This window comes from Escherichia sp. WS1368, from assembly GCF_046487485.1.
In the GTDB taxonomy this organism is placed as follows: Bacteria; Pseudomonadota; Gammaproteobacteria; order Enterobacterales; family Enterobacteriaceae; genus Escherichia; species Escherichia coli.
The window spans coordinates 1-25,077 of sequence record NZ_JBJQJI010000014.1 but is presented as its reverse complement, the minus strand read 5'-3'; the positions used below and the strand labels follow the sequence as shown (position 1 = coordinate 25,077).

29 protein-coding genes and 2 pseudogenes are annotated in these 25,077 nt (G+C 50.9%); 1 reads left to right on the top strand and 30 read right to left on the bottom strand.

The genetic code is table 11. The features are described 5' to 3' along the window. Positions 1-15: 15 nt before the first annotated feature. From ACJHYD_RS19395 to ACJHYD_RS19270, 26 genes and pseudogenes are all read right to left on the bottom strand, one after another. Entirely contained in the window at positions 16-3,411 is a 3,396-nt protein-coding gene (locus ACJHYD_RS19395) for a phage tail tip protein (protein WP_219805969.1), read from the bottom strand. A gap of 60 nt (positions 3,412-3,471) precedes the next feature. Continuing rightward, positions 3,472-4,119 carry a tail assembly protein gene (locus ACJHYD_RS19390; RefSeq protein ID WP_000741589.1) on the bottom strand — a complete coding sequence of 216 codons (648 nt, stop codon included), beginning with the start codon at positions 4,117-4,119 and terminating at the stop codon, positions 3,472-3,474. After that, positions 4,017-4,760 (bottom strand): C40 family peptidase, encoded by a 744-nt coding sequence (locus ACJHYD_RS19385; protein WP_032140186.1) that lies wholly within the window; start codon positions 4,758-4,760, stop codon positions 4,017-4,019. Before ACJHYD_RS19385 ends, ACJHYD_RS19390 begins: the two co-directional genes overlap by 103 nt. Before the next feature lie 5 nt (positions 4,761-4,765). Continuing rightward, positions 4,766-5,464, bottom strand: coding sequence for a phage minor tail protein L (locus tag ACJHYD_RS19380; RefSeq protein ID WP_001152385.1), 699 nt, complete (start codon positions 5,462-5,464; stop codon positions 4,766-4,768). Positions 5,465-5,473: 9 nt separating this feature from the next. Beyond that, a complete protein-coding gene (locus tag ACJHYD_RS19375) occupies positions 5,474-5,803 on the bottom strand; it encodes a phage tail protein (protein ID WP_000447253.1) in 330 nt (109 codons plus the stop codon). Beyond that, positions 5,803-8,868, bottom strand: coding sequence for a phage tail tape measure protein (locus tag ACJHYD_RS19370; protein ID WP_001587081.1), 3,066 nt, complete (start codon positions 8,866-8,868; stop codon positions 5,803-5,805). Before ACJHYD_RS19370 ends, ACJHYD_RS19375 begins: the two co-directional genes overlap by 1 nt. Next, positions 8,840-9,169: a phage tail assembly protein T gene (locus ACJHYD_RS19365; protein ID WP_001161009.1), complete on the bottom strand. Its 330-nt coding sequence runs from the start codon at positions 9,167-9,169 to the stop codon at positions 8,840-8,842. The genes ACJHYD_RS19370 and ACJHYD_RS19365 overlap by 29 nt, the downstream gene beginning before the upstream one ends. An 8-nt stretch (positions 9,170-9,177) precedes the next feature. Next, the gene (gene gpG, locus ACJHYD_RS19360) at positions 9,178-9,564 is read right to left on the bottom strand and encodes a phage tail assembly chaperone G (RefSeq protein ID WP_001366333.1); all 387 of its coding nucleotides are present in this window, start codon (positions 9,562-9,564) and stop codon (positions 9,178-9,180) included. A 60-nt stretch (positions 9,565-9,624) separates the two neighbouring features. Beyond that, positions 9,625-10,368: a phage tail protein gene (locus tag ACJHYD_RS19355; protein WP_000211132.1), complete on the bottom strand. Its 744-nt coding sequence runs from the start codon at positions 10,366-10,368 to the stop codon at positions 9,625-9,627. A gap of 10 nt (positions 10,369-10,378) precedes the next feature. Next, positions 10,379-10,780 carry a phage minor tail U family protein gene (locus ACJHYD_RS19350; protein WP_001079412.1) on the bottom strand — a complete coding sequence of 134 codons (402 nt, stop codon included), beginning with the start codon at positions 10,778-10,780 and terminating at the stop codon, positions 10,379-10,381. After that, positions 10,777-11,367 carry a phage tail protein gene (locus ACJHYD_RS19345; RefSeq protein WP_000677119.1) on the bottom strand — a complete coding sequence of 197 codons (591 nt, stop codon included), beginning with the start codon at positions 11,365-11,367 and terminating at the stop codon, positions 10,777-10,779. Before ACJHYD_RS19345 ends, ACJHYD_RS19350 begins: the two co-directional genes overlap by 4 nt. Before the next feature lie 11 nt (positions 11,368-11,378). Further along, a complete protein-coding gene (locus ACJHYD_RS19340) occupies positions 11,379-11,654 on the bottom strand; it encodes a DNA breaking-rejoining protein (RefSeq protein WP_109553732.1) in 276 nt (91 codons plus the stop codon). Beyond that, positions 11,647-11,970 carry a DUF2190 family protein gene (locus ACJHYD_RS19335; RefSeq protein ID WP_001097055.1) on the bottom strand — a complete coding sequence of 108 codons (324 nt, stop codon included), beginning with the start codon at positions 11,968-11,970 and terminating at the stop codon, positions 11,647-11,649. Before ACJHYD_RS19335 ends, ACJHYD_RS19340 begins: the two co-directional genes overlap by 8 nt. 86 nt (positions 11,971-12,056) lie before the next feature. Continuing rightward, the gene (locus ACJHYD_RS19330) at positions 12,057-14,084 is read right to left on the bottom strand and encodes a ClpP-like prohead protease/major capsid protein fusion protein (RefSeq protein WP_001136590.1); all 2,028 of its coding nucleotides are present in this window, start codon (positions 14,082-14,084) and stop codon (positions 12,057-12,059) included. Further along, positions 14,029-15,537, bottom strand: a complete 1,509-nt coding sequence (locus ACJHYD_RS19325; protein WP_000985923.1) for a phage portal protein — start codon at positions 15,535-15,537, stop codon at positions 14,029-14,031. The genes ACJHYD_RS19330 and ACJHYD_RS19325 overlap by 56 nt, the downstream gene beginning before the upstream one ends. Continuing rightward, a complete protein-coding gene (locus ACJHYD_RS19320) occupies positions 15,537-15,749 on the bottom strand; it encodes a hypothetical protein (protein WP_001072975.1) in 213 nt (70 codons plus the stop codon). Before ACJHYD_RS19320 ends, ACJHYD_RS19325 begins: the two co-directional genes overlap by 1 nt. Then, positions 15,746-17,845, bottom strand: coding sequence for a phage terminase large subunit family protein (locus tag ACJHYD_RS19315; protein ID WP_000507025.1), 2,100 nt, complete (start codon positions 17,843-17,845; stop codon positions 15,746-15,748). The genes ACJHYD_RS19320 and ACJHYD_RS19315 overlap by 4 nt, the downstream gene beginning before the upstream one ends. Positions 17,846-17,853: 8 nt before the next feature. Beyond that, entirely contained in the window at positions 17,854-18,381 is a 528-nt protein-coding gene (locus ACJHYD_RS19310) for a DUF1441 family protein (protein ID WP_001389340.1), read from the bottom strand. A gap of 562 nt (positions 18,382-18,943) precedes the next feature. Beyond that, the gene (locus tag ACJHYD_RS19305) at positions 18,944-19,150 is read right to left on the bottom strand and encodes a hypothetical protein (RefSeq protein WP_000548593.1); all 207 of its coding nucleotides are present in this window, start codon (positions 19,148-19,150) and stop codon (positions 18,944-18,946) included. 295 nt (positions 19,151-19,445) lie between these two features. After that, positions 19,446-19,619, bottom strand: coding sequence for a GnsA/GnsB family addiction module toxin (locus tag ACJHYD_RS19300; RefSeq protein ID WP_001019207.1), 174 nt, complete (start codon positions 19,617-19,619; stop codon positions 19,446-19,448). 172 nt (positions 19,620-19,791) lie between these two features. Further along, positions 19,792-20,022 (bottom strand): protein YnfN, encoded by a 231-nt coding sequence (ynfN, locus tag ACJHYD_RS19295; protein ID WP_000720960.1) that lies wholly within the window; start codon positions 20,020-20,022, stop codon positions 19,792-19,794. Positions 20,023-20,053: 31 nt separating this feature from the next. After that, a pseudogene (locus ACJHYD_RS19290) lies at positions 20,054-20,092 on the bottom strand (hypothetical protein). Positions 20,093-20,094: 2 nt separating this feature from the next. Further along, positions 20,095-20,283, bottom strand: a complete 189-nt coding sequence (locus ACJHYD_RS19285) for a cold-shock protein (RefSeq protein WP_071526745.1) — start codon at positions 20,281-20,283, stop codon at positions 20,095-20,097. A 10-nt stretch (positions 20,284-20,293) separates the two neighbouring features. After that, a complete protein-coding gene (gene cspI, locus ACJHYD_RS19280) occupies positions 20,294-20,506 on the bottom strand; it encodes a cold shock protein CspI (RefSeq protein WP_000066495.1) in 213 nt (70 codons plus the stop codon). Positions 20,507-20,870: 364 nt separating this feature from the next. Then, the gene (locus ACJHYD_RS19275) at positions 20,871-21,368 is read right to left on the bottom strand and encodes a DUF2514 domain-containing protein (protein WP_410228828.1); all 498 of its coding nucleotides are present in this window, start codon (positions 21,366-21,368) and stop codon (positions 20,871-20,873) included. Beyond that, a complete protein-coding gene (locus tag ACJHYD_RS19270; RefSeq protein WP_109553731.1) occupies positions 21,365-21,898 on the bottom strand; it encodes a lysozyme in 534 nt (177 codons plus the stop codon). Before ACJHYD_RS19270 ends, ACJHYD_RS19275 begins: the two co-directional genes overlap by 4 nt. 105 nt (positions 21,899-22,003) lie before the next feature. Here ACJHYD_RS19270 and ACJHYD_RS19265 point away from each other — a divergent pair, with 105 nt between their 5' ends. Beyond that, positions 22,004-22,276: a hypothetical protein gene (locus tag ACJHYD_RS19265; RefSeq protein ID WP_069903859.1), complete on the top strand. Its 273-nt coding sequence runs from the start codon at positions 22,004-22,006 to the stop codon at positions 22,274-22,276. Here ACJHYD_RS19265 and ACJHYD_RS19260 read toward each other — a convergent pair. The 4 genes and pseudogenes from ACJHYD_RS19260 to ACJHYD_RS19245 form a co-directional block, all read right to left on the bottom strand. Next, a complete protein-coding gene (locus tag ACJHYD_RS19260; RefSeq protein ID WP_069903858.1) occupies positions 22,242-22,586 on the bottom strand; it encodes a YdfR family protein in 345 nt (114 codons plus the stop codon). The genes ACJHYD_RS19265 and ACJHYD_RS19260 overlap by 35 nt on opposite strands. A 4-nt stretch (positions 22,587-22,590) precedes the next feature. Then, positions 22,591-22,806, bottom strand: coding sequence for a phage lysis protein EssD (gene essD, locus ACJHYD_RS19255; protein WP_024223435.1), 216 nt, complete (start codon positions 22,804-22,806; stop codon positions 22,591-22,593). 191 nt (positions 22,807-22,997) lie between these two features. Next, complete coding sequence (locus tag ACJHYD_RS19250) at positions 22,998-23,711, bottom strand: helix-turn-helix domain-containing protein (protein ID WP_069903857.1); 714 nt, start codon at positions 23,709-23,711, stop codon at positions 22,998-23,000. A gap of 406 nt (positions 23,712-24,117) precedes the next feature. Next, a pseudogene (locus ACJHYD_RS19245) lies at positions 24,118-24,966 on the bottom strand (YbgA family protein); the annotation flags it as partial. Positions 24,967-25,077 lie beyond the last annotated feature (111 nt).

Genomic DNA, 25,077 nt, shown 5'->3' with positions numbered 1-25,077 from the left:
TATGGGTTATAAAATTCAGCTGATACTGATGCCTGCGGTGGCTTTCTTCATCACCACAACCAGCAAATCGCTGATACTTGCTGTGGGATACCAGTCATTTACCAGCCATGCTGACACCGAAAACTCCAGCGTCATGTGACCGTGACCGGCAGGCATATCAATAACGCCACTGTAAATCAGCGTATTATCCAGCGCGGTACGGTTATAAATTTCAGCACCGTTTTTCCGCACTATCAGACGGCATGAGGAGTAAATATCAGTATGCTCTCTCTCATGTTTAGCGCCGCTGAATGCCACCGCCGGAATAACAATCTGCCGGTCAAACGGCTGATCGTCATAAACCCTGACGGTAATGGTCCCTGATGGCCACCGCTCCGGTGCACGGGAGTCCCGGGGGAAAGCTTTGCCCACTGTTTTAACGAGATCGCCTTCAATCTGGTTCGCGGACAGTTTTCCCAGAACCCGACAGTTCTCGTTAATCGTGACGTTGTTGAGCGTCCCGGAGTTCGCATTCACGTTACCGCTGATATCGGCATTTTTCGCCGTCAGCCGCCCATCCGGTGTCAGGGAAAATGCCGGAGGATTACCGCCGCTGGTAATGGTGGGGGCCGTCAGGCGTTTCAGGAACACGTCGTTCATGAATATCTGGTTGCCCTGCGCCACAAACATCGGCGTTTCATTCCCGTTTGCCGGGTCAATAAACGCGATACGATTGGCGGCAACCAGAAACTGACTCAGTTTGCCTTCCTCTGTATCCTCCATACTGAGGCCAATACCCGCGACATAATGTTTGCCGTCTTTGGTCTGCTCAATTTTGACGCCCCACATGGCATTCCACTTATCACTGGCGTCCTTCCACTCTTTCGAAAACTCCTCCAGTCTGCTGGCGTTATCCTCCGTCAGCTCGACTTTTTCCAGCAGCTCCTTGCCGAGATGGGATTCGGTTATCTGGCCTTTGAAAAAATCCAGGTAACCTTCCGCATCATCGCTCGCCCGACCAACAGCCTCCACGAATGCCGATTTGCCGACGGTGTTCACACTGCGGATATAAAAGTAATAATCACGACCCGGTTTGATATTGATACTGGCGGCTATCCAGTACAGCCCCGTGCCAAGGTAGCGGGCTGTGGTTTCAACCTGCCTGATATCCGCAATCCGTTTTTCCGAGAACCAGAACTCAAACTGTACCGTCGGGTCATAAACCGCAAGATGTGGCGTGGCGGTTATCTGAAAATAGCCCGGTGTCAGCTCAATCCGAGACGGCGCTGCCGGTGCGGCAATCCGGAACGATACCGATGCCGGATCGCCCTGCAGCCCCCACGCATTTACCGCCCGGACCGTCAGCATGTAACGCCCCAGCGCCAGTTGCGTGAAGCGGTATGTGGTTTCCGTCGTCCGGGCCGTGCTGACCAGCCGCTCACTGCCGTCATCCGCTGCCACGGTCAGGCGAAGCAGGAAGCTCACGCCCTTCACCACCTTCGGCGTGTCCCAGCGGGCCAGCACCTGATATTCCCCGCTGTCTGCGGTGACTTCGGCAGTCAGGTGCTGCACCGCTGGCGGCGTGACACCATTCACCGTGCCACTCTGTTCGCCGTCAAAGTGCGCCCCGTTATCCACGATGGCCTCTTTTTCCGGCACATGCTGCACGGCGGTGATGGCATACGTGCCGTCGTCGTTCTCACGGATACTCACGCAGCGGAACAGTCGCTGGCGCAGCGTCGGCAGCTTCAGCCCCCATACGCTGTATTCAGCAACACCGTCAGGAACACGGCTCACTTTTACCTTCACGCCGTCGGTGACGGACTGAACCTCCACGCTGACCGGATTGCCACTTCCGTCAACCAGGCTTATCAGCGTGGTACCGGAGGATGGCAGCGTGATTTCACGGTCGAGCGTCAGCGTCCGGGTCTGGCTGTTCACCGCCAGCACGCGACCACCGGTGCTGATACCGGCATAGTCATCATCGCAGATTTCAATAACATCGCCCGGCACATGGCGAAGCCCTTCTGCGCCCACGCTGAAATCCACGGTCTGCGTTTCCAGCAGTTCCGTTTTAATCAGCCACAGCCCGGCTCGGTGTGCCTGCCCCCGGCTGGTACAACCAAAGGCATCCATCTTCGTGACATTACGACCGTAACGGGCAATGGCCTGCGTATCTTCAACAAGCTCTGTCGCCGTCTCCCAGCCGTTGTTCGGGTCAATCCAGTTCACCTCAACGGCATTATGGCGGTCCTTCAGGGCGCTGAAGCTGTAGCGGAACGGCGCGCCATCATCCGGCATCACCACATTACTGCGGTTATAGGTCCACACCTTATCCGACTGTCGGTCCTGCACGAACGTCAGCGTCTGCCCGTTCCATACCGGCATACAGCGCATCGCCGAGCAGAAATCACTGAGCACATCCCACGCCTTGCGCTGTGTGGTCAGGTAAGCGTTACAGGTGATGCGCGGCTCCGTGCCGCCAAAGCCGTCCGGCACCGACTGGTCGCAATTCTGGCCGATGACATACAGCGCCCATTTATCCACATCCGCCGCACCAAGACGTTTCCCCATGCCGTAGCGCGGATGGGTCAGCATATCCCACAGACACCAGGCCATGTTGTTGCTGTATGCCGGTTTTAACGTTCCGTCCCAGATACCGCTGTATTGCCGCGTCTGCGGGTTATAGTTCGACGGCACCTGCAGAATGCGCCCGCGAAGATGATAATTACGGCTCACCTGCTGGCTGCCGAACTGCTCCGAGTCCACCTGCACGCCAACCAGTGCCGTGTTCGGGTAGCACTGTTTCACATCGATGATTTCGGTGTATGACGACCAGAGCGTTTTGTTCTGCAGTTGGTCTGTGGTGCTGTCCGGCGTCATCCTGCGCATCCGGATATTGAACGGGCGCGGCGGCAGGTTACCCACCACCACCGAGGCCAGATACTGTGAGGTGGTTTTGCCTTTAATGGTGATGTCTTTTTCCGTCACCCAGCCACCGTTACGTTGTATCTGAACCAGCAGGCGGACTTCCGACGGATTCCTGTCCCCCTTTGAGGTGGTTTCCACCAGTGCCTGCACGCCGAAGGTAAAACGCAGTCGGTCAATGTTTGCCGACGTGATGGTCCGGGTGATCGGCGTGTCGTATTTCACTTCCGTACCCAGCACCGTCTCGGAGCCGGAGGATTCAAATCCCTCCGGCGGTGTTTGCTCCTGCTCACCGGCCCGGAACACCACCGTGACGCCGGAGATGTTGGTATTCCCCTCAATGTCCAGCACTGGCGTACTGTTCAGCAGCACGCTTTTTAATCCATCTACCGGACCTTCAACCGGCCCTTCGCTGATGGCATCGATCACACTCAGCAACTGCGTGGACTTCAGGTTGTCCTTCGCTTCGCGCGGAGTATGCCCCTTACTGCTGCCTTTACCCATTCCTAACGCTCCATAAACGACAAAACCGCCCGGAGGCGGTTTCACATAAAACGTTTTTCATCAGCGACCAATCACCACAACCTGACCACCATCCCCTTCGTCTGCCGTGCTGATCTCCTGAGAGACCACCCGCGACCCCACGCGCATTTCACCGTACAGAACGGGCAGAACATTGCCCTGGGCAACCATGTTATCCAGTGAGGAGAAATAGGTGTTCTGTTTGCCGTTATCTGTACTTGCTGCCGTGGGCGTCCTGGCTTTCGGTGCCAGCATCTGCGCCACTCCGCCCAGGATCATACTGGCCCCTGCCGCATACATACCCGATACAGCCGCGGCTCCCAGCCAGCCCACAGGGTTCCACCATGCCACCGCAATCAGCGCCGCCCCCAGCACCACCTGAAACACACCGCCACTTTTAGCTCCCGCCAGACGCGGCACGATGTGGATCACGGCACCATTTGCCAGCGGCTCATTAAGACGGGCAGACAATTCGGTTTCACCGGCATCACGCCCGGCAATGCGTACCTGGTACCAGCCGTCGCTCAGTTTCTGACGAAACGCCGGGATCTGCATGGCCAGCGCCCGGATGGCTTCGGACCCCGTTTTCACTCGAAGGTCGATGCGGCGGCCAAATCGTTGTAAATCCCCGTAAAGGCAGATGCGTGCCATGCCCGGTGACGCCAGAGGGAGTGTGTGCGTCGCTGCCATTTGTCGGTGTACCTCTCTCGTTTGCTCAGTTGTTCAGGAATATGGTGCAGCAGCTCGCTGTCACCACAGTAAATGGCGGCATGATTCGGCACCGATGAACCAAAACAGCACAGCAGCACATCGCCCGGCTGCGCCGCTGACAACGGCACCTGATACAGCCCTGTGGCCTCCAGATTATCCAGATAGAGATTCTGACCGTTACGCCACCAGTCATCCTCGCGATGAAAATCCGGCATCTCAATCCCCGCCAGATGGTAAGCATCCCGGAACAGCGTGTAACAGTCCGTCACCCCGTGCTCAAAGCGCCGCCCGGAAAGATGTGGCACACAGCGGAACTTGTGAATCGCTCCCCGGCAAACCAGCCACCACGGCAAATCACTCTGCACCTGCAGCCGCCGGTCGGTCTCACTCAGCCAGGGCATACCACCGGGGTGGCTGTGGACCAGCGCCACAATCTCACCCTGCATCTCTGCCCGCAGCCAGTCCTCCGGCGACATCCGGAAATACTCCTCCGGCTCACCGGAGATATTCACGCAGGGAAAATATCTTTCCCCCTCCGGTGTTCTCACCACGAAGCCGCACGACTCCGCTGGCGCACATCGCCGGGCGTGCGCCAGAATCGCTGATTCTGTCTCTGTCATGGGATTCACTGCGAAAGTTTGTTAATGGAAAGGAAGCCGCCAAAGTTGCCGACGTTATTGCGAAACTTACAACCACTCAGGCATTTGCTGCATTTATCCTTCGTGATATCGGACGTCGGCTGGTCATATTCATCCGCGACCGCCGGACCGTGATAACCGCACTCATCACCGCGATAGGTCCAGGTGCAGGTATTAGCCAGCATGATGCGCCCCGGAAAAACAGCACCGTCCGTTTCCGTCGGCGTGGACAGTACAAAAGAGGCACTGACCGCGCTCAGTTCGCTGCACTGCTCGATGCGCCAGCGGCTGATCACCTCCTGCTCCGGATCGGCGTCACTGTTTCCGTTGACGAAGTTCACCGCATCCAGAAAACGGGCGTAAACCTTACGCCTGACCACCGTTCCGCCGACCAGACTCTGCAGGTCTTCCGCCATCCCGGTGACCATTCCGTGCAGGTTAGAAACCGTCAGTGTCGGACGGGCAGCACTGCCCTTGCCGTTCAGTTCAAATCCCGTCCCCTGAATGGGGTATGCCTGATACTGCCGCCCCTGCCAGGTAACCGGCTCACCTTTTTCGTTCTGCTCATTACAGAAAAAATAACGTTCACCACCGACCTCTGTCAGATCGATTTCCCAGAGCACCACCTGGGCTGACTGAGTGAGGCGTGTCGTCTCATGATGTGTTTCCTGTGGAATATCCTGCATCAGAGCCTCCTATGCCACGACCTGTTCAAAATCTGCCGTTATGGTTACCCACAGCGCCCCCACGCTTGCCGACCATTTACGACAAACCACCCTGATCGGTTTCCAGTCATAAGGTGGCGTCCACTGAAATGCACGGACGCCACCGTGCCGTTCCAGAAAGGCTTTTAAAGATGGGTGTTCACATTTACGAACACGTATCGTCACGCTGTAAGTCGACAACTGGTTATTCAGTCCCGCCGCACGACGCTGTTCATAACCATCGCCCAGCTTCACTGTCACCACTTTCGGCTCTGATACCACATTCATATCCGGGCGCACTTTCCAGTGAAACGTCTCCATTACCGATATGCTCCACTTAACCGACCACCATCACGGGCCTGCTGTTGCATAAAGTCCGCTGCCGCTTTTTTCCCGAGGTCATAAACCGCCTTCAGGGCAGCCGGACCTATCTGCCCGTTCGTGCCATCGTTATTGATCTCGATGTTGTACTGCGGGGAAAACATCGCCATACCTGAACCCCCAATATCCGCCACAACCCCCAGCTTACCGTCAGCACCACGACGCAATGGCAGAATGGCTTCAGGTCCCGCTTCCCCCATCACACCCGCGCCTTTTGCAAAAGCAAAAAACGTCGGACGGTTAACCACCGTGCCACTGTAACGACTCAAATCAGCAGACTGATAAATCCCCCCATTGGCATTCAGGGAAAGGCTGCTGAGATCAAATCCCAGTACACTGCCAATCCCTTTTATCGATTTCATCATGGTTGCCTGCGCCAGGATTTTCGCCATATCTGACAGCACAGAAGAGGTGAAGGATTTGAAATTGAGTTTGCCGGTAGTGACAAAAGTTGCCAGGCCATTTCCCATGTTGCTGAAGGCTGACGAGAACACCTGTTCTGCTGTTTCTGCCGTATTATCTGCATCCACGGTAAAATCCTGAAATGCACGCAGGACTCCGTTTTTCCAGTTACCCTGCACAACTTCAAGCTGTTGCCAGTAACGGCGATTCTCATTCAGTTGTCGGTTCAGGCTCTCCGTCAGCGCCTGCTCGGCCTTTCTGTAGTCATCCGTGTTATATGTCCCTTTCTGCTCACTATCCCGCCTCAACTGCTCCAGCTGTTGCTGGTATTTCTGGCGAAGACTCAGTTGTACCTGATATCGCTGTCGCTGCTGATCACCCATACCCACCGTGGCGATATCCAGGTCATGTTGCTGACGCTGAGCGCGCTCTTCTTCAGCCAGTTGACTGGTCAGCTGAATTGTTTTTTTCTTCAGCTCGTTGAGTGCCGTCTGTTTCTGAAGCTCCTGCTGTTTTACATCCAGCAGCGTCAGTGCCTGAATCAGTTCATCTTTACGGGCCAGCACACTCTTTTCATCTGCCGTCAGTTTTTTCCCGTCCAGGTCGCTGATGCGCTGCTGCAGAGCCAGGAGCTGTTTATGCGCTTCTGTCATCCTTTCCGTGGCAATGCCTGCTGACTGTCTGGCAGCAGCAATCTGTCCTTCCACCTGTGCCTGTTGCTGACTGTACTGCAGCAATAACCGGGTGGCCTCATCATTACGGGTTTCGCGTGTTTTTTTCTTACCGGATGCCAGGGCTTTCTCGTAACGTTCATTTTCACGTTGTATCGCCGCATCCCTGACAGCCTGATCGGCGTACTGCATGGCATTAATACGCGCAATTTCACGCTGATGTCGTGCAGCTTCCGTTTCATTCATCCGGTTCAGTGCAGCATTTTCAGCATTACGGCGTTTCTGTTGCTCCTGATAATTCCGCTCTGCCTGCTCTTTTGCATCCTGCAAATCCTTCTGGCGTTTTTTCTCCTGAAGATCGTTAAGACGCTGCTGATCGTATTCAACCTGAGAAGATGATGCCGTCCAGGGGAGTCTTTTCGCCCGCGACACTTTCTCCTGCAAAGTGGCAATCTGCGCATCCAGCGAATCTTCACGACCAATATTCATGGCCGCATCCCAGAACTGCTTCCACCAGTCAGACAAAGTTTGCAGCGTACTGCCCAGCGCATTGAGGTTATTATCAATATCCGCAGTACGCCGACCGGTTTCCTCTGCCAGTGCAGACATGGCTATCCGTGCCGCATCACTGGACCGCCCCTGCTCTCCAAGGACGCGTATCTGCTCAAGCTGAGTGGCAGTAAGAAAATGCAGCTCATTGTCCAGAGACTTCGCGGCATTTACAGGATCATCCTTCAGCCGCTTAAACTGATTTATGGTATCGCTGACCGACTGGCCAACCGATCGCTCCATCTGTGCGGCAGCTCTCGCCACCATACCGATATCGTTTCCACGAAATGCACCACTCCCCACCACCTGAGCCAGCGCACCGGCTGCAGCATGTTGCGTGATACCATTCCCGGAAATAGCACGACTGAGCGTCCACAGCTGCCCGGCAGTGACTCCGGCATAATGCCCCGTCAGCGACAGCTGGCGGTTAAATTCTTCCCCCTCCTTCTGACCGTCATACCAGGCTTTACCCAGACCATAGACGGCCGCGGTAATACCGCCAATAACCCCGCCCAGCATCATGCCTTTCGGTGACATCAGTGTGTCTATCCATCCGGCACGGTTAGCCAGCGTTATCCCGGATCCCCTCAGCGCCCCTAAATTGCCGCGGGCCAGTTCACCTATCAGAACGCCTATCTCCTGGCGGGCCGCTGCACTTTTCAGACCCAGCGAATGCGTGGCTTTTCCTGCCCGCTCCATTTTGCGGATATACACTTCTGCAGCACTGCTTACCCCCAGCTGGGCAGCCCTGGCACGAAGCAACTCAGAAGAAGAAAGATTCTGGCGGGTTGCCTGCTCTTTAAGCTGACGGATAAACGCCACTTTCTGTCGGGTAGCCTCTGCCTCAGCCTGCGTAAGAACACGGGTTTTCGCCGTAACCTCAGAAATCAGCGCCAGATAATCCTGCTGACCAATCCCGCCACTGTTTCTGGCCTGTCGGATCTGCTGCTGAATACGCTGTAATTCCTGCAGCCCCGCACTGGCCTGTTTCACACTGTCAATCTGACGATAAAACGCAGCAGCCGCTTTATCCTGAGCCTCCGCCAGAGCGATGGCCTGCGCCTGTTCCTCGCGCATTTTCTGGCTCAGTGCCTCCATGCGCTGGCGGGTTTTCTCCACCTCGCGGGCCATGCGTTCATGAGCCTGTGCGTTCTTCTCCACCGTCTGCGCATGGACGGATGCGGCTGTTGCAGCCGAAGAAGCTGCCTGCGTTGTCTGCCGGGCGGCCTGAGTCTGACGCTCCATAAAACGCTGCATACGGGCAGAAGACCGTTCTGCATCGCTGGCTGCACCATTCAGAAGGTTTTTGATACGGGGAATTTCATTTTTAAACTCTGCCGCATCAATCCCCAAATCAATGACCAGGTTGGCTATCTGGTCCATAACGCACACCTCCGGAAATACCTTCCCCAAGATGCATCAGTTCTTCGTCCGTTCGCTCCGGTATCCCGTTCTCTTCCGGTAAAAGGCTGAAATCAGCCACCGCAGCATCACTGCTGCCGGACACCATTCTCACGATCAATGCCTTCAGCGAGGCAAACTGCGCATCCATCCACACATCACTGAAGCTCTGCATCCGGAAATAATCGCCCCACTCACCAAGCTCAGTGGCCGACATTTCCGACAGCATCCGCCGCCAGTCTGCCCGCCGGAACTCCCGGGCAAGCCGCATGACAAACTGCATTTCCCGCGTCAGGACTTTTCCGGCGTCAGCGCCTCATGCTCATCATCCACGGCATTATCAATGGCCCCCATACCGCTCAGCGACAGAACCATCTCCGCCCCCGCACCCAGGGCATCATACGACCATGTTGTAATAACGGATGCGCAAAGCGTCTCTACATCCTTAGACTGATCCGCATTCCACAGTGAGCGGGAAACCAGCCAGGCATTGATATCCATCCCCATCCGCAGAAAAGCAATCTGTCGTTCAGCCTCCGGCAGTTCTCCCTCCACGGCATCAAACTTTGCCGTTCGCTGCTGAACAAACGTCAGATATTCAATTCTCTGCAGCCCGGACAGCTCACTGAGCACCACGGACTGTTTTTCATAATTAAACGTGTCCTGTTTCAGAAACATCATGTTCTCCACCTGCAAAAAAGCCCCGCATAACCGGGGCAAATGATGAGTATCGTCCTGTTAACCTGCTGCGCTGACAGTCACCGCAGTCACAGCCACAAAATTCCCGTCAGCGGTCATGCCCACAATGCTGACACTGCCCTGCTTCACGCCTTTTACCGTGGCCACAAGTCCGTTCAGGGTAACCGTGGCAGTCTGTGGATCTGACGAATGCACACTGATCGCTTTGTCACTGGCTCCGTCAGGTTTTACTGTAAAGGTCAGCGTGGTGGTTGCTCCCACTTTTACACTGGCAGACGCCGGTGATACTGTCAGCCCGGTAACGCTCACGGTTTCAGTGCCTTCCTCTGCCAGATACGGACGCCCCACACCGCTGATTTTCACAGTGCGGGTCATCACGTCTTTTGAGGCAATGGTTTTACCCAGTGAGCTCAGCCAGCCACGGAAAACATCAACAGTGCCGTTGGGATATTTGATACGAAACGCGCAGACTTCACCGGAGTCGAACAACTGAACCAGTTTTTTCTGCCCGCTGTCACCCGGACGCCAGGCCAGCGTCGCCGAAGTATCACCAACGGATTTCTGCCCCTGGGTTGTCGTTTTCCAGTCTGCATCTTCATCATCGAGATAAGTGTCATCTTCTGCATCAGCGGTCATTTCGCCAGGTTGCAGATCCTTCACCATCGCAAGACGCAGCCAGTCAGTGTCCGACAAAGGGTTCGCAAACGCATCGCCGTTGCCGGTATACATCCAGAACGTCGTCCCCGCACCTTTCGTCTTTGCCAGTGGATTTGGTGTGGTCATTACCACCTCCTTAATTCGTGTACGTGATCTGGTACGTGATTTCCGCCATCGCCCAGGTGGCCATCTCATTATCACGTTGATAGTTAAAACCGAGTGGGTTCAGGGTGTCGATGAGTCCGGAAAGTGCCGGTACATCATTCAGGGCCGGGAAAATGGTGCTCTCCATCCACATATCCAGCTCTGAATCCGGTGCCTGTGCCCGGATGAAGACGGCAATATGCAGAACAGCCTGCCAGTCATCTTCATCCGTCATTTTTCCGGTGTACTGAGCATCACTCAGCCACACCGCCACGGCAGGCAGTTCCTGCGCATCAATAAATGCCGGAAGCCCGTCAAAAAACGTGGCGCTGTCTCCACACTGTTCCCGAAGGCGTGCCAGTACGACCTGGCGGATTTGTGTATGTCGGTTCATCGGGTCAGCCATAACCTCAGTTGTTGTTTCAGTGCATACCCCAGCTGTTTCGGCATTTCCGCAGCAATGATGTGGTCGCGGGCATCTTCAAATGCCTGTGTCAGCGGTCCGGACAGCGGGATTTTCACTACCTCCACAGGAAGACGATTTTTTCTTGGCCTGCCCTGATGGTCATGCCCTGTTGCAAAACGCGCTTCAGGAAGACGCCTCAGAACATGCCAGCGGCCATTCGCCAGTTGCTGAACAAATGCCCCCCGGAAAAAGTATTTTCCCACTCTCAGTCCTTCACCAGCACGCCGCCGTGTTGTGTTCAGTTTGATGGCGGGCAGATTGCCCCGGTTAACGCGGATCCTGGCCGTCATTTTTCCTGACGGACTGGCTTTAAACACCCGGACACGCTGACGTACCAGTTTCAGGGGGATCCCTTTCACCTGGTTATCTCCCGCAACGGTATTCCCGGCAACCTGCCGGGTGGCAACCGAGACCGCTTTCTGTGCCACACGGTTTATCGCCCATGCGCTGGCCTGTGGCACCATACGGGTATCAAGGCTGTTCAGATTGCGGATGGCATTCTCAAGCCCCTTCATCCCACACCTCTTTACTCAATAAAGATCATTGGCTTACCGTTAAAGCGTTCATGCCGTGTGACCGTCCATTGTTGTCCGTTATAAACAACGCGATCCCCGCGCCGTGGGCGGTATCCCGAAGAAAACACCACCAGAGAGACCGCAGGTCCGGACAGAGCATTCAGCTCTGCCAGTGTTTCTCCCGGGATCACAGTCATATCGACATCATTAATCGAGGCTGTCTTTCCCATCTTTCTGACCGTGATCGCATCCATACGCGCTGCCAGCCGGGAAAAGGGATCAGACATTGAGTTTTACCGGCACTTCTTCTGCACTGGTTCCGGCATCTGCCCAGACAACCCCGACCAGCGGATCAGAGCCGCTGTTAGTCAGCTGAACTTTTCCGGACTTCAGATAAACCTTCTTACCCGTTTTCATGTCATCCGTTTTCAGCTTAGGCAGCATAAACACACCTTCGGTCATGCCGTCGCCTGTTTCACCCTGTGGAATATCGGTCAGCGCCACCGCAAAAACATCACCCACCTGCACCAGCTCTCCGCTGCTGATGGCTGCACTGGCAACAATCGCCACCGTTTTTCCTTCTTCTACAAAATTCTTTGCCATAACTGTCTCCGCACAGCCCCGTTCAGGGGCTGATTTCAGGTACAAAAAAAGCCCTTACGGGCCATCAGAGTTGTTGTCTGCGACGTTTACGCCGTACATTTCACCAGACCGCGGTGATCAACTGGCGCGACACCGGCGTCAATACGCACTTTCGTTGTCACGCCATCCACACTGAAGCCCTCCATCTGATCAATATATGGCGTATCCACACCGTTGAGATAAGCCACTTCAATCGTATCGGAGCCTTTTGACGCAGCCAGGTAGAAGGTGGTCTGGCTGTTATCATCAAGACGAGGCTCTGCAATAACGGTCGCAAAATCTTTCACCGGGTTAATAATACCGGCGTTAATGTCAGCCCCCTTGACACTTGAGGAGCGAATGACCTGGTTAGCAACAGACTCCATCGCCGTCGGTACCAGTACGAACGCAGGACGAATATTCAGATGACGCTCCCCCTCTTTCTGAACGCGCATCAACTGGCGGGCTTTATCCAGCGATGCCACGTCCATTGCAGCGCTCTCCAGTACGTTTGCATGTTTCGCTTTATCGAACAGACTTACATTATCTGTGGAGATTTTCGGGTTAGACGTCAGAATGGCATAAACCAGATCGGCAATAGTGGATTTCGCCGCACGGCCCAGTTTCATCGGGACATCGGTCAGCATATTCAGATCATCATTGATAATGGCCTGACGGGTGATACTGAACAGCTCGCCATAGGTCGCCAGTGCAATAGTGGCCTGTTTATCTCCGGTGGTGACGTATTTATATTCCGCCCCTTCACGCACCTGACGCAGAGCACTGAAGCCCCCCATACCCACACGATGGGCAATTTTAAAATCAGACAACTGACCTTTCCGCGTCCATTGTTCATAGGTTTCAGGAGCATCTTCCCAGCCCTGCAGAATGGCTTTGTTCGCAACATCCAGCAGAATATTACCGAAGTCAGACGTACTGTGGGTGAACGCCGCACCGACCATCTGCATCGGGTTATAACCGGAAACCCCAATACCCCGTTCAGTCAGTGACATACGGGCATATTCACGCAGGGTCATCCCGTTGTAGACATTATCACGTTCGGTTTTTTCAAATCCGGCACGCGCCATCAGCGCCTGGCGGATCCCGTCCCCCACAAAATTACCGTTACCAGCATAAATATGAGCCGGTGTATTTTTATTGGATGGCGTGGACTCGCGCCCCATCTCGTTCAACAGCTTTTCGCGGGCCTGCTCCAGCGAACACTCAGGATCGGCAAGACACTGAGCCTGCAGCGTCTGATAACGCCCGCCAAACATGGCAAACAGATCATTAATACCGTTTACACGCGCTTTTTGCTCTGCCAGTACCTGCGCACGGATACTGTTTTCATCCACCACGGGTGCTGCTGCCTGCACTGGCGTCCGGGAGGCTGCAGGTTCATCATCCTGTACGCGTGGAGCACTGTTGCGTGGCGGAGTAATCATGTTTCGAATGGATTCCGGCATCTTTTTAAATTCCTCTGTACGTTTTGACTGAATACATGCCATTGCCTTAACGGCTGGCGTCACCTGATCAGCAAATCCATGTGCCAGACATTCGGCACCGGACATCCAGGTCTCATCCGCCAGCATGGCAGCAATTTCATCGGTGGTTTTCCCGGTTTTCTGTGCATAAGCGGGTAACAGAACCGCCTCAACCTTATCGAGCAGGTCGGCATAGGTGCGCATGTCCTCCGCATCACCGCCCGTAAAGCCAAATGGTTTATGAATCATCATGAAGGTGTTTTCCGGCATAATGACCGGGTTTCCCACCATCGCAATGACCGACGCCATTGACGCCGCCACACCGTCGACATAAACGGTAATGGACGCACCATGTGTTTTCAGCGCATTAAAAATGGCGATGCCTTCAAAGACATCGCCACCCGGTGAATTGATATGGAGATTAATGTGGGTGATATCGCCCAGTGCATTCAGATCACTGATAAACTGCTTCGCTGTAACACCCCAGAAACCAATCTCGTCATAAATATAAATATCCGCGTCACTCTGGTGACCAGCCTGCATCCTGAACCAGGAATTATTCTTCGGACTGGTCGTCGGTGTGCTGCGGCTCCTGTCGTTTCGTTGCGGCACTGCTGCCTCCTTTATCACTGGCCGGATCGGTATCAAATACCAGATCCAGCTTGCGGTTTTCATCAATTTCTGCCTTGCGCCGACGTTTGACATCATCCGGATTACGACCACCTGCACGTACCCAGTCTGATTCTGTCGCCGCTCCACCACGAATCTGAATTTTCCAGGCCTCAGCCTCCTTAACAGGGTCAATCCACGGCATCACCGGTCCGGAATACACCGCGGTATACAGTGAAGAACGGTCAAGATCGCGGGGTAGCCTGATAACACCGGATGCCACAGCCTGTTTCAGCCAGGCACGATACATCGGGCGGGTGACGGCACCAATAAACCAGTCCTGCAGGATCAGGTAGCCATCAGTGGATTCAACCAGCTCCTGACGCTGGGCGCTGTAAGTGCCGTTATAGTTGCGCGCTGTACTGGAAAAACTCAGACGACTGCCCGCCGCCACGGCACGCAACTGACCATTACGAAAAGTTTCAAGGTTAGGATTGGGGCGATCCGACTTCACCATTCCGATTTCTTCGCCGGGTTTCAGATCGTCGTAAATAATGCCTGGCTGAATGGTAAGCTCGCGTTCATTCTCCTTGCTGTCATTACCATCCGTTTCATAGCTCTGTCCGTCGCCTTTGCGGATGTACATCCCCAGAGCAGCAGCGATCCTTGCTGCAGTCAGCTCAGAATCTTCATATTCTTTCAGGGCACTGAGGCGGATCAGCACACCGGACAATAAAGACGTCCCGCGCATCTGGTGCAGACGGCGAACAAATTTAAGATGCAGCATTCGCTCTGCATCCACTTCTTTGGTTTCCATCTGCCGTCCGGATACAGGACGACTTTTATACACCAGATATTTTTCGGGACGCCCCCAGTCATCAACAAACACGCCCTGATTCAGCCTGTTGCTCTCATCACTGGTCATGGGAATAAAGTCTGGCTCGAGTGCCTCCAGCCAGAAATGAACACCGGCAGAAGGCGTCAGGCTGTTTATGCGCCCGGAAACCATCTGGGCAAACACCTCACCATCGCGCAGCCAGGTACGCAGCATCAGACGTTCCAGCATCGGACGGGTAAACTGCCCGGTAACTTCCGGACTGACAGACCATTCACTCCATCGGGTGCGTATCTCCGCTGCCAGATCACGGGCAATGGCCCCATTGCGTAATACCGGATGTGGCTCGACAATAATCCCGTTTTTCCCCACCACCCGTTCTTCCAGCTTGTCAAATACACCAATGACCAGATCGTGGTTGTTATCAAGGTAACGGGCCTGCTCACGTAACGACACGGCCCCGTAGAGGCTTAACTGGTCGGCAGTTCGGTTTTCCCGCCGGGCTTTGTGTGTCCGCGTCGTTTTTACGGCCTCATAAGCCTGGATCACCGCCCGGGAACGCAGCCTTGCCGCTTTCCATCCTGGTGAAAAAACGCCAATCACATCATCAAGAATTGCCATCAGAACCTCGCCAGCCGGTACCCGGGATGCCCCCGTCGTCGTGTAATCAGAGCCGCAAGGCGGCGCTCCCACTCCTGCCGTCCCTGCCGGATCTCAGATAAGTTTTCCATGGTCATCTGCTGACCATTAAAGGTGACGGATTTTCCGTCCAGCACCGCCATTTCAGCTTCCGTATAACGCTGAATCATGGCTTCGATATCATTCTGGTTCATAACCATCCTCCGGAAGTCAGCCAGGGGTTAACATCGTCAGTTACTGTTTTCTTCCGTTTTTGTTTTTTAACAGGCGTGGATACCGGTTCCGGTGAGGGTGACGGTTCGGTACTGTCCGGGACACACTCCAGCCAGGTTTCCCGGCTCGCCCACTCCGGTGCATCCGGCCAGCGGATCTTTTCGTATCCATGCAGAATGACCAGAGCCTCGGCATACACCATCAGGTCAAAAGCTTCGTTGGCACCGCGACCCGGCTTACTCCATTTCCCGTCACTGCTCCGCTCTTCATACGTCAGTTCGTCGTAAAACCAGCTCCCCAGCCAGTCAGGGAAATGCACATAGCCGGGACCTGGCGAGTCACGCCATAACGCGTTATTCACCCGGTCTTTCAGTGCATCCGTCTGAAGAAGCCAGAGCGGCACATCACCTGCGGCCTGCGCCCGTCGGCCCGTTCGTCCGGTGTTATCAGGGAATGTACGGGTGATCAGTTTTGCGCGCCGGATGCTGTCGCCCTTAAACAGGTAAATACGTTTACCAAGGCCATCACGACGGCAACGACGCCAGAATTTATAGGCATTATCAGTGACCCCGTCTTCACCGCCGGAGTCCACCGCCATTGCCATCAGTCGCATTTGTTGAGAAGGATCGGAGGCCAGCGGCCAGCTTTTATGAAAAACATCCGTCAGCAGGACATCCCAGTCTTCCGGATAGCTGGCCGGATCAATTCGCTGGCTCTCCCCGTCGCAGTCACTGCGCAATGACTGCGTGATATTGTAACGATCAATAATCCAGCGTTCGCCACGACTGCCATAGCCAGTTACCTGAACCACAAAACGGCGATGACGTCCCGCCTGCACATCCACTGTCGCCACAAGGAAATTAACGCCATCCGGCACACTGCAGGAAGGAACTGGCTCTGCCCGCTGCTCAAGCAGTTCACTTTTTCGTTGCTCCATGCTGGCACGAGGAAGATAAGGCAATCCCCAGTCGGTGTTGATAACCGCCCTGAGTGTTTCTTCGCTTCCTGTCGCTTCATACTCCTGTTCTGCAGTCAGTAATTTGTAAACCAGTTGCGCCCAGGTCTGATACGCAGCAGCTGGCCCTTCCATCCAGAAACTGGCGATACGGGAGCGGCGCGGTTCACCGGAAACGTTGCCGTTACGATCAATGACCTGACCTTCACGCAACCAGACTCCTGCACTATTGAGCTCACGCTTTTTCTCCGCAGTGATAATGCCGCTGCAGTGCGGGCAAAGTAGATACGCCGCCTCACTGGCTTTAAAGGGATCCGGTTCATTACGGTAGCCGGTCATGGCATCCATAGCTGGCTGAAAATATTCACCGCAGTGCGGACATGGCCAGTACCAGCGGCGGCGGTCACCACGATTGTAAAGGGAAAGAATACCAGTCGTCGGTGGCGCTTCATGAGGCGACTTACGTCGCCATTTGCTGTCGCAGATGTCACGTCCCGGCGAGCTCTCCACCAGAGTCATCCCGGCGGACATAAATGTGGTGGTACGTTTTGAGGCCAGGGAGAAACCATCACCCTCGCTGTCGATATTCTCCGGAAAACGGTCGTAATCGGTTAAGGCGACAAACCGGTAATCCGACGACGACATAATGTTGACCGAGGGCCAACCAATTTTAAGGAACGAGCCATCCCTGAACGTCTTATCATGGACATTATTGTCGTTACGACGTGGACTCATTCTTTTCTTTACCGCCGCACTGCTTCTGAACGTTCTGTCGAGGCGCTTTTTAGAATGCTCGCGGGCCTTATCTTCGGTCATCTGCACAACGAGCATGTCCGAAGGATCGCAAACGATGGTATAGACAATCCATCCATCGATCAGACCAATGGTCTTCCCTGTTCGCGCAGGACCAACAAAAATCACCGCATCGTATTCACGCGATGCCAGGCAGTTCATGGGCTCAATGATGTAGGGTGTCAGTTCAGGATCCCATGGCACCGAGTTACCAGCCCCCTTGGGAACACGCATGAATTTTTTAACAGCCTCCGAAATCGGCATGCGACGTGGTGGGGAAAATCCTGCCGATATGTCCCTTCCCAAATTTCGGGCTGATGAAAAACCCATTATTCCTCCTAGAGACTCTCTCCTTCCTCATCAGGAATTAATTCAGCAGCACAAGCCTCGTAGGATTTTTCCTGAAGAGTGTATCGCAGGTCATCAATGGCCTGCTGTACAACGCCGACGGCCTGAGGAGTCAGAGCGCAATCGCGTTCAAGAACATCCGGAATTGTCTCCAGAACCTGGACGACAGCCTTTCTCATGGACGAATAGACGATGACTACTTCATCAACTGGGATGAGTTTTCGCTGCTCCTTTTCCAGCTTGATCCTTTCATTTTCAGACTGGTACCAGTCCTTTCTCTCTTTCGGCTCCATACGGGATGGATCATGAACAGAGTCTGCTGCCTCATGCTTCACACTAAACAGGGCGGGCCCGACATGCTGCAGGGCGTAAACGGGGTTCCCCCTGACAGTCGCAGCCACAGGAGTGTTGGCCGCGAGGAGCCGTTTTTTTACTGTGTCCCGGTGAAGCCCAAAGGCCTCGGCGATTTTAAAAACACTCCAGTAATAAGCATCACCGATCCCGCTCACATTTGACATAAGCAACTCCATCTGGCAGGTGAAAATCAGGTTTATTTATATATTTCAATTAATTGCAAACTGGTCTAATGACAGGAAGAAAAAAATATTGTACAGGTGAAAAGGGAAATAACTTTTAATTATCAATAAATTACCAAACATGCTGCCGCCGCCATGGAAATGCAAAAACTAGCCTTTTTCCGCGACGCTCCCGCCCCGTGGCAGGGACCCCCACTGGGAGGACCCGACAGCCTGACAACCGTGACGAGCATCTGAAACAGAGCTTTACATAATGGCATGGGGATAATTCAGAAGGACATCACAGCATGCCCACACAAATTAGTGTGAGTGTCCTGTTTCTTACTACGCGCAGGACTGACGAGCATGAGGGGAAAATACGCGAACCGAAATGCCTTATCTTCAGAAATGCAGCCGGCATCCGAACTGGACGATATTGTAAATTCACCTAAATACGAGGCATTGCTGTAGTTGAATTGCAGTACTGTATTAGCCTTACAGTGACAGAATACGATATTGACTCTGTCACTTGTGAAATGGTCAGAATGGTTAGCAGTTATGGTGATCAGTCAACCACCAGGGAATAATCCTTCGTATTCTTATCGTGCTTTACTAACGCGGCCTCAATTGCCCTGAATGCTTCCAGAGATACTTGATGTTCTATACATGCAATTACAACATCCGGGTAACCCATCGAAATGGTGCTATTAAGCATAGTTTTTACACGAACCTGCTCCTGGGAGGGGGCATCAGTGTATTGATCTTTATGCATTTTGTCGCTCCATTCGTTTGCTCTTCACTTGCGGCTAAAAATATAACGTCAAATCACTCAGCATGAAAGAGTGAAAGTTTCAGCGCGTTTCCCTTACATAATCTGTCGTTTGTATTCTCTTCAGGCATACCGGAAAGACTAGGTATTGTCACACAACCAATACCATCGACAATCGAGATTTATATCTATTCGGTAATGTTTAAATATAAAAAAACCCCGTAAAAACGAGGTTTATGGGTAATTTGTATTGTTGAATAGCATCTGATGAGAAATTGATGCTAATACTATAAACATGCTAGATTAAATCAATCTTGATATCATAGCTTTCAAGACCAGTCATTTTTTCCCGTGCAGTAAACTGGATACTGGTAACTTCTTTCCCGGTCTTTTTCTTAAGCTCAATGATTTTTTTTGTTATATATTCAGAAATATCTGCTTCTGTTTTTGTTTTTAACTCTTCAATGTTCATCATTTCCTCTTTTAGTCTGTTATGACTGTCCTGGTACACAGTAGTGTCAATTATATGGAGCAAACGTATAAAAGATAAGATGAAACATCGCAATAATCAACATACGACGGTCTAAATTTCACACAAACAGATAAAGATGATTATCATTTATTATCAATGCATTAGAATCAAATCAATTCAAGAGTCTCATTGCTGCTTCCAGAATTTCTTCTGAAGTTACATGTCGATCCGCTGCTACATAAATGACTTTATGATCTCCGGTCAGAGATGGAAACCCTGCAGCCATTACAGTGAGGTGTGTTGTTTCGCCATTTGGATATTCACGCATGATGGTGTTAACTCCGGTCATCACTGGCACTACCATTGCTGGTTCAGAGTTAAAAAAAACTATTATTTTTTTCATAATGTTACCGTAATATGTGAGTATCCATCGACTAGACACTAAGCAAAAAAGCTCCCGAAGGAGCCTTCATTTTCACTTTCTTAAATCTAACGACAGATGGCTAACATTTAAGTATTGTGAAATATTATCAAATGTAATCATCATTGATTTACAAAAGATACATTTTGCCCCGAAAGGATTTCTGTCAGAAACATCAAAAGATGATGTTCTATACTGAGAACCATGGCAACACGGGCATCTAAAGTGAATATGGTTTGTAATATTTTCTACCTCAAAGTGCCACTACATGAACAGCTGCAGGGCCTTTAGGTCCGTTCTCAATACCAAATTCGACTTCCTGATTCTCAGTTAACGTTTTGAAATCGTTGCTCTGAATAGCTGAGAAATGCACAAACACATCTTTGCTACCATCTTTCGGCGTGATGAAACCAAAACCTTTTTCAGGGTTAAACCATTTCACTAAACCAGTCATTTTGTTAGACATCATTATTACCTTTTGAAGAAGTTAGCCCTTGGGCAGAATGGTCCGAAAAAAAAATATCAGAGAGAAAAACCAACAAGGAAATCTCAAGAGGTACAAATAATAAAATTATAACAATGACTGCTTCAGATAATTTTGTAACAAACCAGAACACCATTAACGCATGATTAACCAACCATAGCAAGGATTACTTTTGTAAAGAAAAACACACGAATGAAACAATAGCTTTATTTATTAATAAAACGTGTCATTCTGTCTAATGACCTTTTATCTTACCCTTAAGATTTCAAGGATTTTGACTCATGGAAGAGTCCTTTTTATTTAAATTTCACATTCAGCGCTAAAAATAATCCGATTTAATATTAATCTACATCTGATATTTTTTATCTCTTAAAGATTCATAAATCCGTTGACAAGTCACTCCTGCGATGTAGCGTTTGTCAGCAATTTCAGCATAAAGCTGAGCTTCTGCTGCAATATCTCCGAGCATGTTGGTGAGCATTCCTTCGGCGGCTTTGGTTGTTTTGCCTCTGACGGCAGCGGCAAGATTTGCGGTATGCTGCGCTGCGTCAAGGCGTATGGCATATTTTGTTGCTTCGGCACGCAGCTGGTTAACACTATCAGACAGATCAGTAGCCCTGGCAGAAATTTCAGCGGCTTTCTGTTGTGCATCTTTAACAGCCTCATCACGGGATATACTTCGCCCCTGTTCAATTATTCGAGCAGCAAATTGGACATTTACCTCTTGAGATAATTCGGCAGCATCACGCTCCGCCCATTTTTTTTGCCATCCTCTGTCGCTCCAGACATTACCTACGACAAATCCTACCAACACGAGCAAAATCACCGTGAATATCTGATTCACTGTTCTATCCCCCAGCAGGTTAATGCACTCTCCTGGTCACGACGAATAACCTGACCGTAACAATTATTTGAACGAATGCGGCAATCACGTCCACCGTCCTTTATCCACCAGCGAATCGCCTCGCATGCGCCTTTACGATCACCGGCATTAAGCCGCTTATAAAACGTCGACGGAAAACACTTACCAGGGCCAATGTTATAGGGACAGAATGACGCGATACCGGCTTTCTGTGGCTCGGTCAGTGGAACTTTTATATTGCGCTCCACCCATGCCAGCGCCTTATCACGCTCAATGGCGTTGACCTGGTCGCATTTTTCCTTCGACAGTTTCATATTGGGAAAAACGGTTTTTCCATCCACCACTGTGGCACCCCGACAGATGGTCCATATGCCAGAACCATCGCGGTATGCCATTGTGTGGTTACCTTCTTTTTCGTCCAGAAACTGGTCAAGTATCTGAGGAGCAGATGCGCCAGCACCAATCAGCGCCAGAACGGCAGCCGACAGGCCGTATTTGACTTTTACGTTCATGGATATTTATCAGGATTTATCGATTTCTGAACCCAGGATATGTTTATCTGTCCCAACCTGTTGAATCAGGCGGAGAACAGGTAAATACAATCAAGAGGATTATTTATGGACAATAACACCATTTCTCTTCAGGAGTTGCTCGACTGCATTTCCAGGCTTCGGGATGATGTTAATGCCCTTACTGTCGCATTTTCATATCTGGCATTGTCAATTCCCAGGGAACAAATGCAACCAACACTGGCATCGCTCCAGCTTGAATCACACAGCCCCAAATGGTCCCAGGAACAACAAAATTCCTTCAAGTGGCTGGTGGCATTACTGGAAGAGAAATATGCTGTTAAAATTAACATTCCGGCGGAGTCTTCAGATAACCAGTAATTCTTCCTGGTAGCTTTCCTTTGTAGGTTATCCACACATTCTGCGCCTCTAAAATTATGGGGCGCTTTTCCGGCGACTGCTCATCCCCTTCACATAACCCGGCAGCAACATCCAAGAACACCTGTCTGATTCTCCTTCTGGCTGCTGCCTCATAAAACTCCAGTGCAGCACCTTCAACACGATCCATAGTGATATCAAGGTCAAAAATCTCACCGTCAAAGCGTTCTTTGTCCTGTAAGGCTAAAGTTACCGCAACTTTATTCTCAAAATTACGGACTCCTTTCACAACCAGTTCGTATACTTGAGTCATTGGATTACTCTCCTCTCTCAGCCTTACGCCTGTCTTCTTTAATCTTGAAATAAAGGTTAGTCAGATACGTCAGCATGCCAAATACCAGACTACCCAATACACCTATTGCCGCCCACTGTGAGGGCGTGACTTTATCGAGCAACTGTAAAAACCAGTAGCCAGCACTGCCTGCAGAGGTGCCGTAGGCGATGCCCGTTGTTAACTTATCCATGGATTTCATAGCCTCACCTCCGCAGATAACGGATGGTGTACACGGTTTGGTTCGAAGAAGGAAAAAAATTACATTAGCGTAAGGCCCGAACATCTATTCAAAAAGAAAAACGCCAGCAATTATTCTGGCGTAGCTAAAAATATCGTATAATCTTACACTTCAAAAAAACAACTTTATAAAATGCCATCACATCATATCTTCTAAGAAAATCTTGATAAATATTGGTGCGGAGGCACACCAAAATATCTTCTAAAAACACTTACAAAATATGATGCATTGTCATACCCGCATATTCCCGCCACCTTGCCGACAGTATGGTTACTGTAAATTAATAATCTTTGCGCCATCATCATTCGTTCTTCAAGAATTAATCTACTAAACGATACCCCTTCGTCTTTTAATTTTCTTTTTAACAAACTCTCGCTCATATATAATCTTGAAGATATATCACAAAGTCTCCATGACGCTGAGATATCCGAGTGAATAATAGCCTTAACTTTACAACCTAAGCTATTAAGACTTCCGAACAAAAAACTTTGCACTATTTTCTCTGAAGATAAGACAGCAAGACATGCAAGTGATATTTGATTTCTAACCACATCCACGGTTTTGCTATCACAATTCAAGCATGCAACCAAGTTCTTTAACAAAGAAAAACCTTCACATTCTACTATCAAGTATGCCGGATAAAACCTTCTTACAGAAAAAGGTGAGAGTGTGTAGTTTTTAAAGAAATCATTAACTGTTTTCTCCTCAACATCTACGATCATTAGATGATCTGTATTTGACGAAAAAAGATCTTTTAAATTGTATTCGATGAGGACAGCACTTCCTTTTTTAAACAAAATATCTTCTTTACCAATTCGGACACCAAACGAGTTCAACACCAAAATGACAGAACATATGTATGGCATATTATCCACCTGATATCACTGGGGTTACACCAGGTAAGTATAGGTGGAAAATCAATATTCGCCAGTTCAACAATAAGGAAAATCTCATTGCATCACAACTATAAAACCATGTGTTTAACTCACAAAAAACAAATCATTAAACTAATCTGTTATATTATAATAGCTGCGTGCAATAATAATATTATATACTCTTAATATTCACTTGAAATATCTTCATATAAAAACAGATTGAATAAAATCTTTTGGGGCTGGTATGTTTACCAACATTAAATTGCATCTCAATGTTTTCTTCAGCGTGAACAGGATTTTTATACAAACTGACACTATGGGTATCATAGTGTAGTTTTTACGATTGTAAATATCCTGCATACAGGAACTCATCACTTTCAGATGATATCGCATACAGTTAATTCACCATCAGTCTTAGAGCCAGTTCTTCCGGATAGGGATCGAAGTAATTCTGTGTAAGCAAGTAATCATTAGGATACTCACCCAGATAATGCTTCAGCAGAGTCAACGGCGCAAGAAGAGGCAATGTGCCAAAGCGATAGTTAAGTATAACCTCGGTCAACTCTTTACGCTGGCGTGTACTTAAGTAATTACTAAAATACCCCTGTATATGCATCAGCACATTCGTGTGATTTTTACGTGATGCAGGTTTTCTGAGAATCGCCATCAGCTTATCACGATACACCTCAAAGTATGATTCAAGGTCCGCCCACTCGTGTATTGCAGCCACAAATGGTCCCATATCTTTATAGCCTGCCTGACTATGCGCCAACAACTGAAGCTTATAACGACTATGAAAAGCTAATAACTCTCTTCTTGATAATTTCTCCTTGTAAAGGTGATTGAGCTCATGCAAAGCAAAAACTCTTTCAACAAAATTCTCACGAAGCACTGGATCATGTAATCGCCCATCCTCTTCAACCGGTAGCCAGGAAAACTTTTCCATCAAAGTGCTCGTAAATAGTCCCACTCCATCTTTACGACCTCGATTACCATTTTCATCATAGACACGCACGCGCTCCATGCCACAGCTGGGAGATTTAGCACAAACCACAAACCCCGATACATCCTTTAATTTGTGCATATAAGAACGACTAAACTCTGTCATTCTCTCTGTCACATCCTCATTCTGGTCGTGGCTGAAACACATCCGTATATTTCCTTGCTTCGAGCGCACAAGACGTAGAGCAGGACGCGGAACTGGCAGCCCTATAGCCATTTCCGGACATACTGGTCTGAATGTTACTGGATTTGCCCCTATATTTCCAGACACCTGTTATCACTTAACCCATTACTGGCCTGCTGCCGCAGATATTCCCGTGGCGAGCGATAACCCAGTGCACTATGCGGGTGCCAT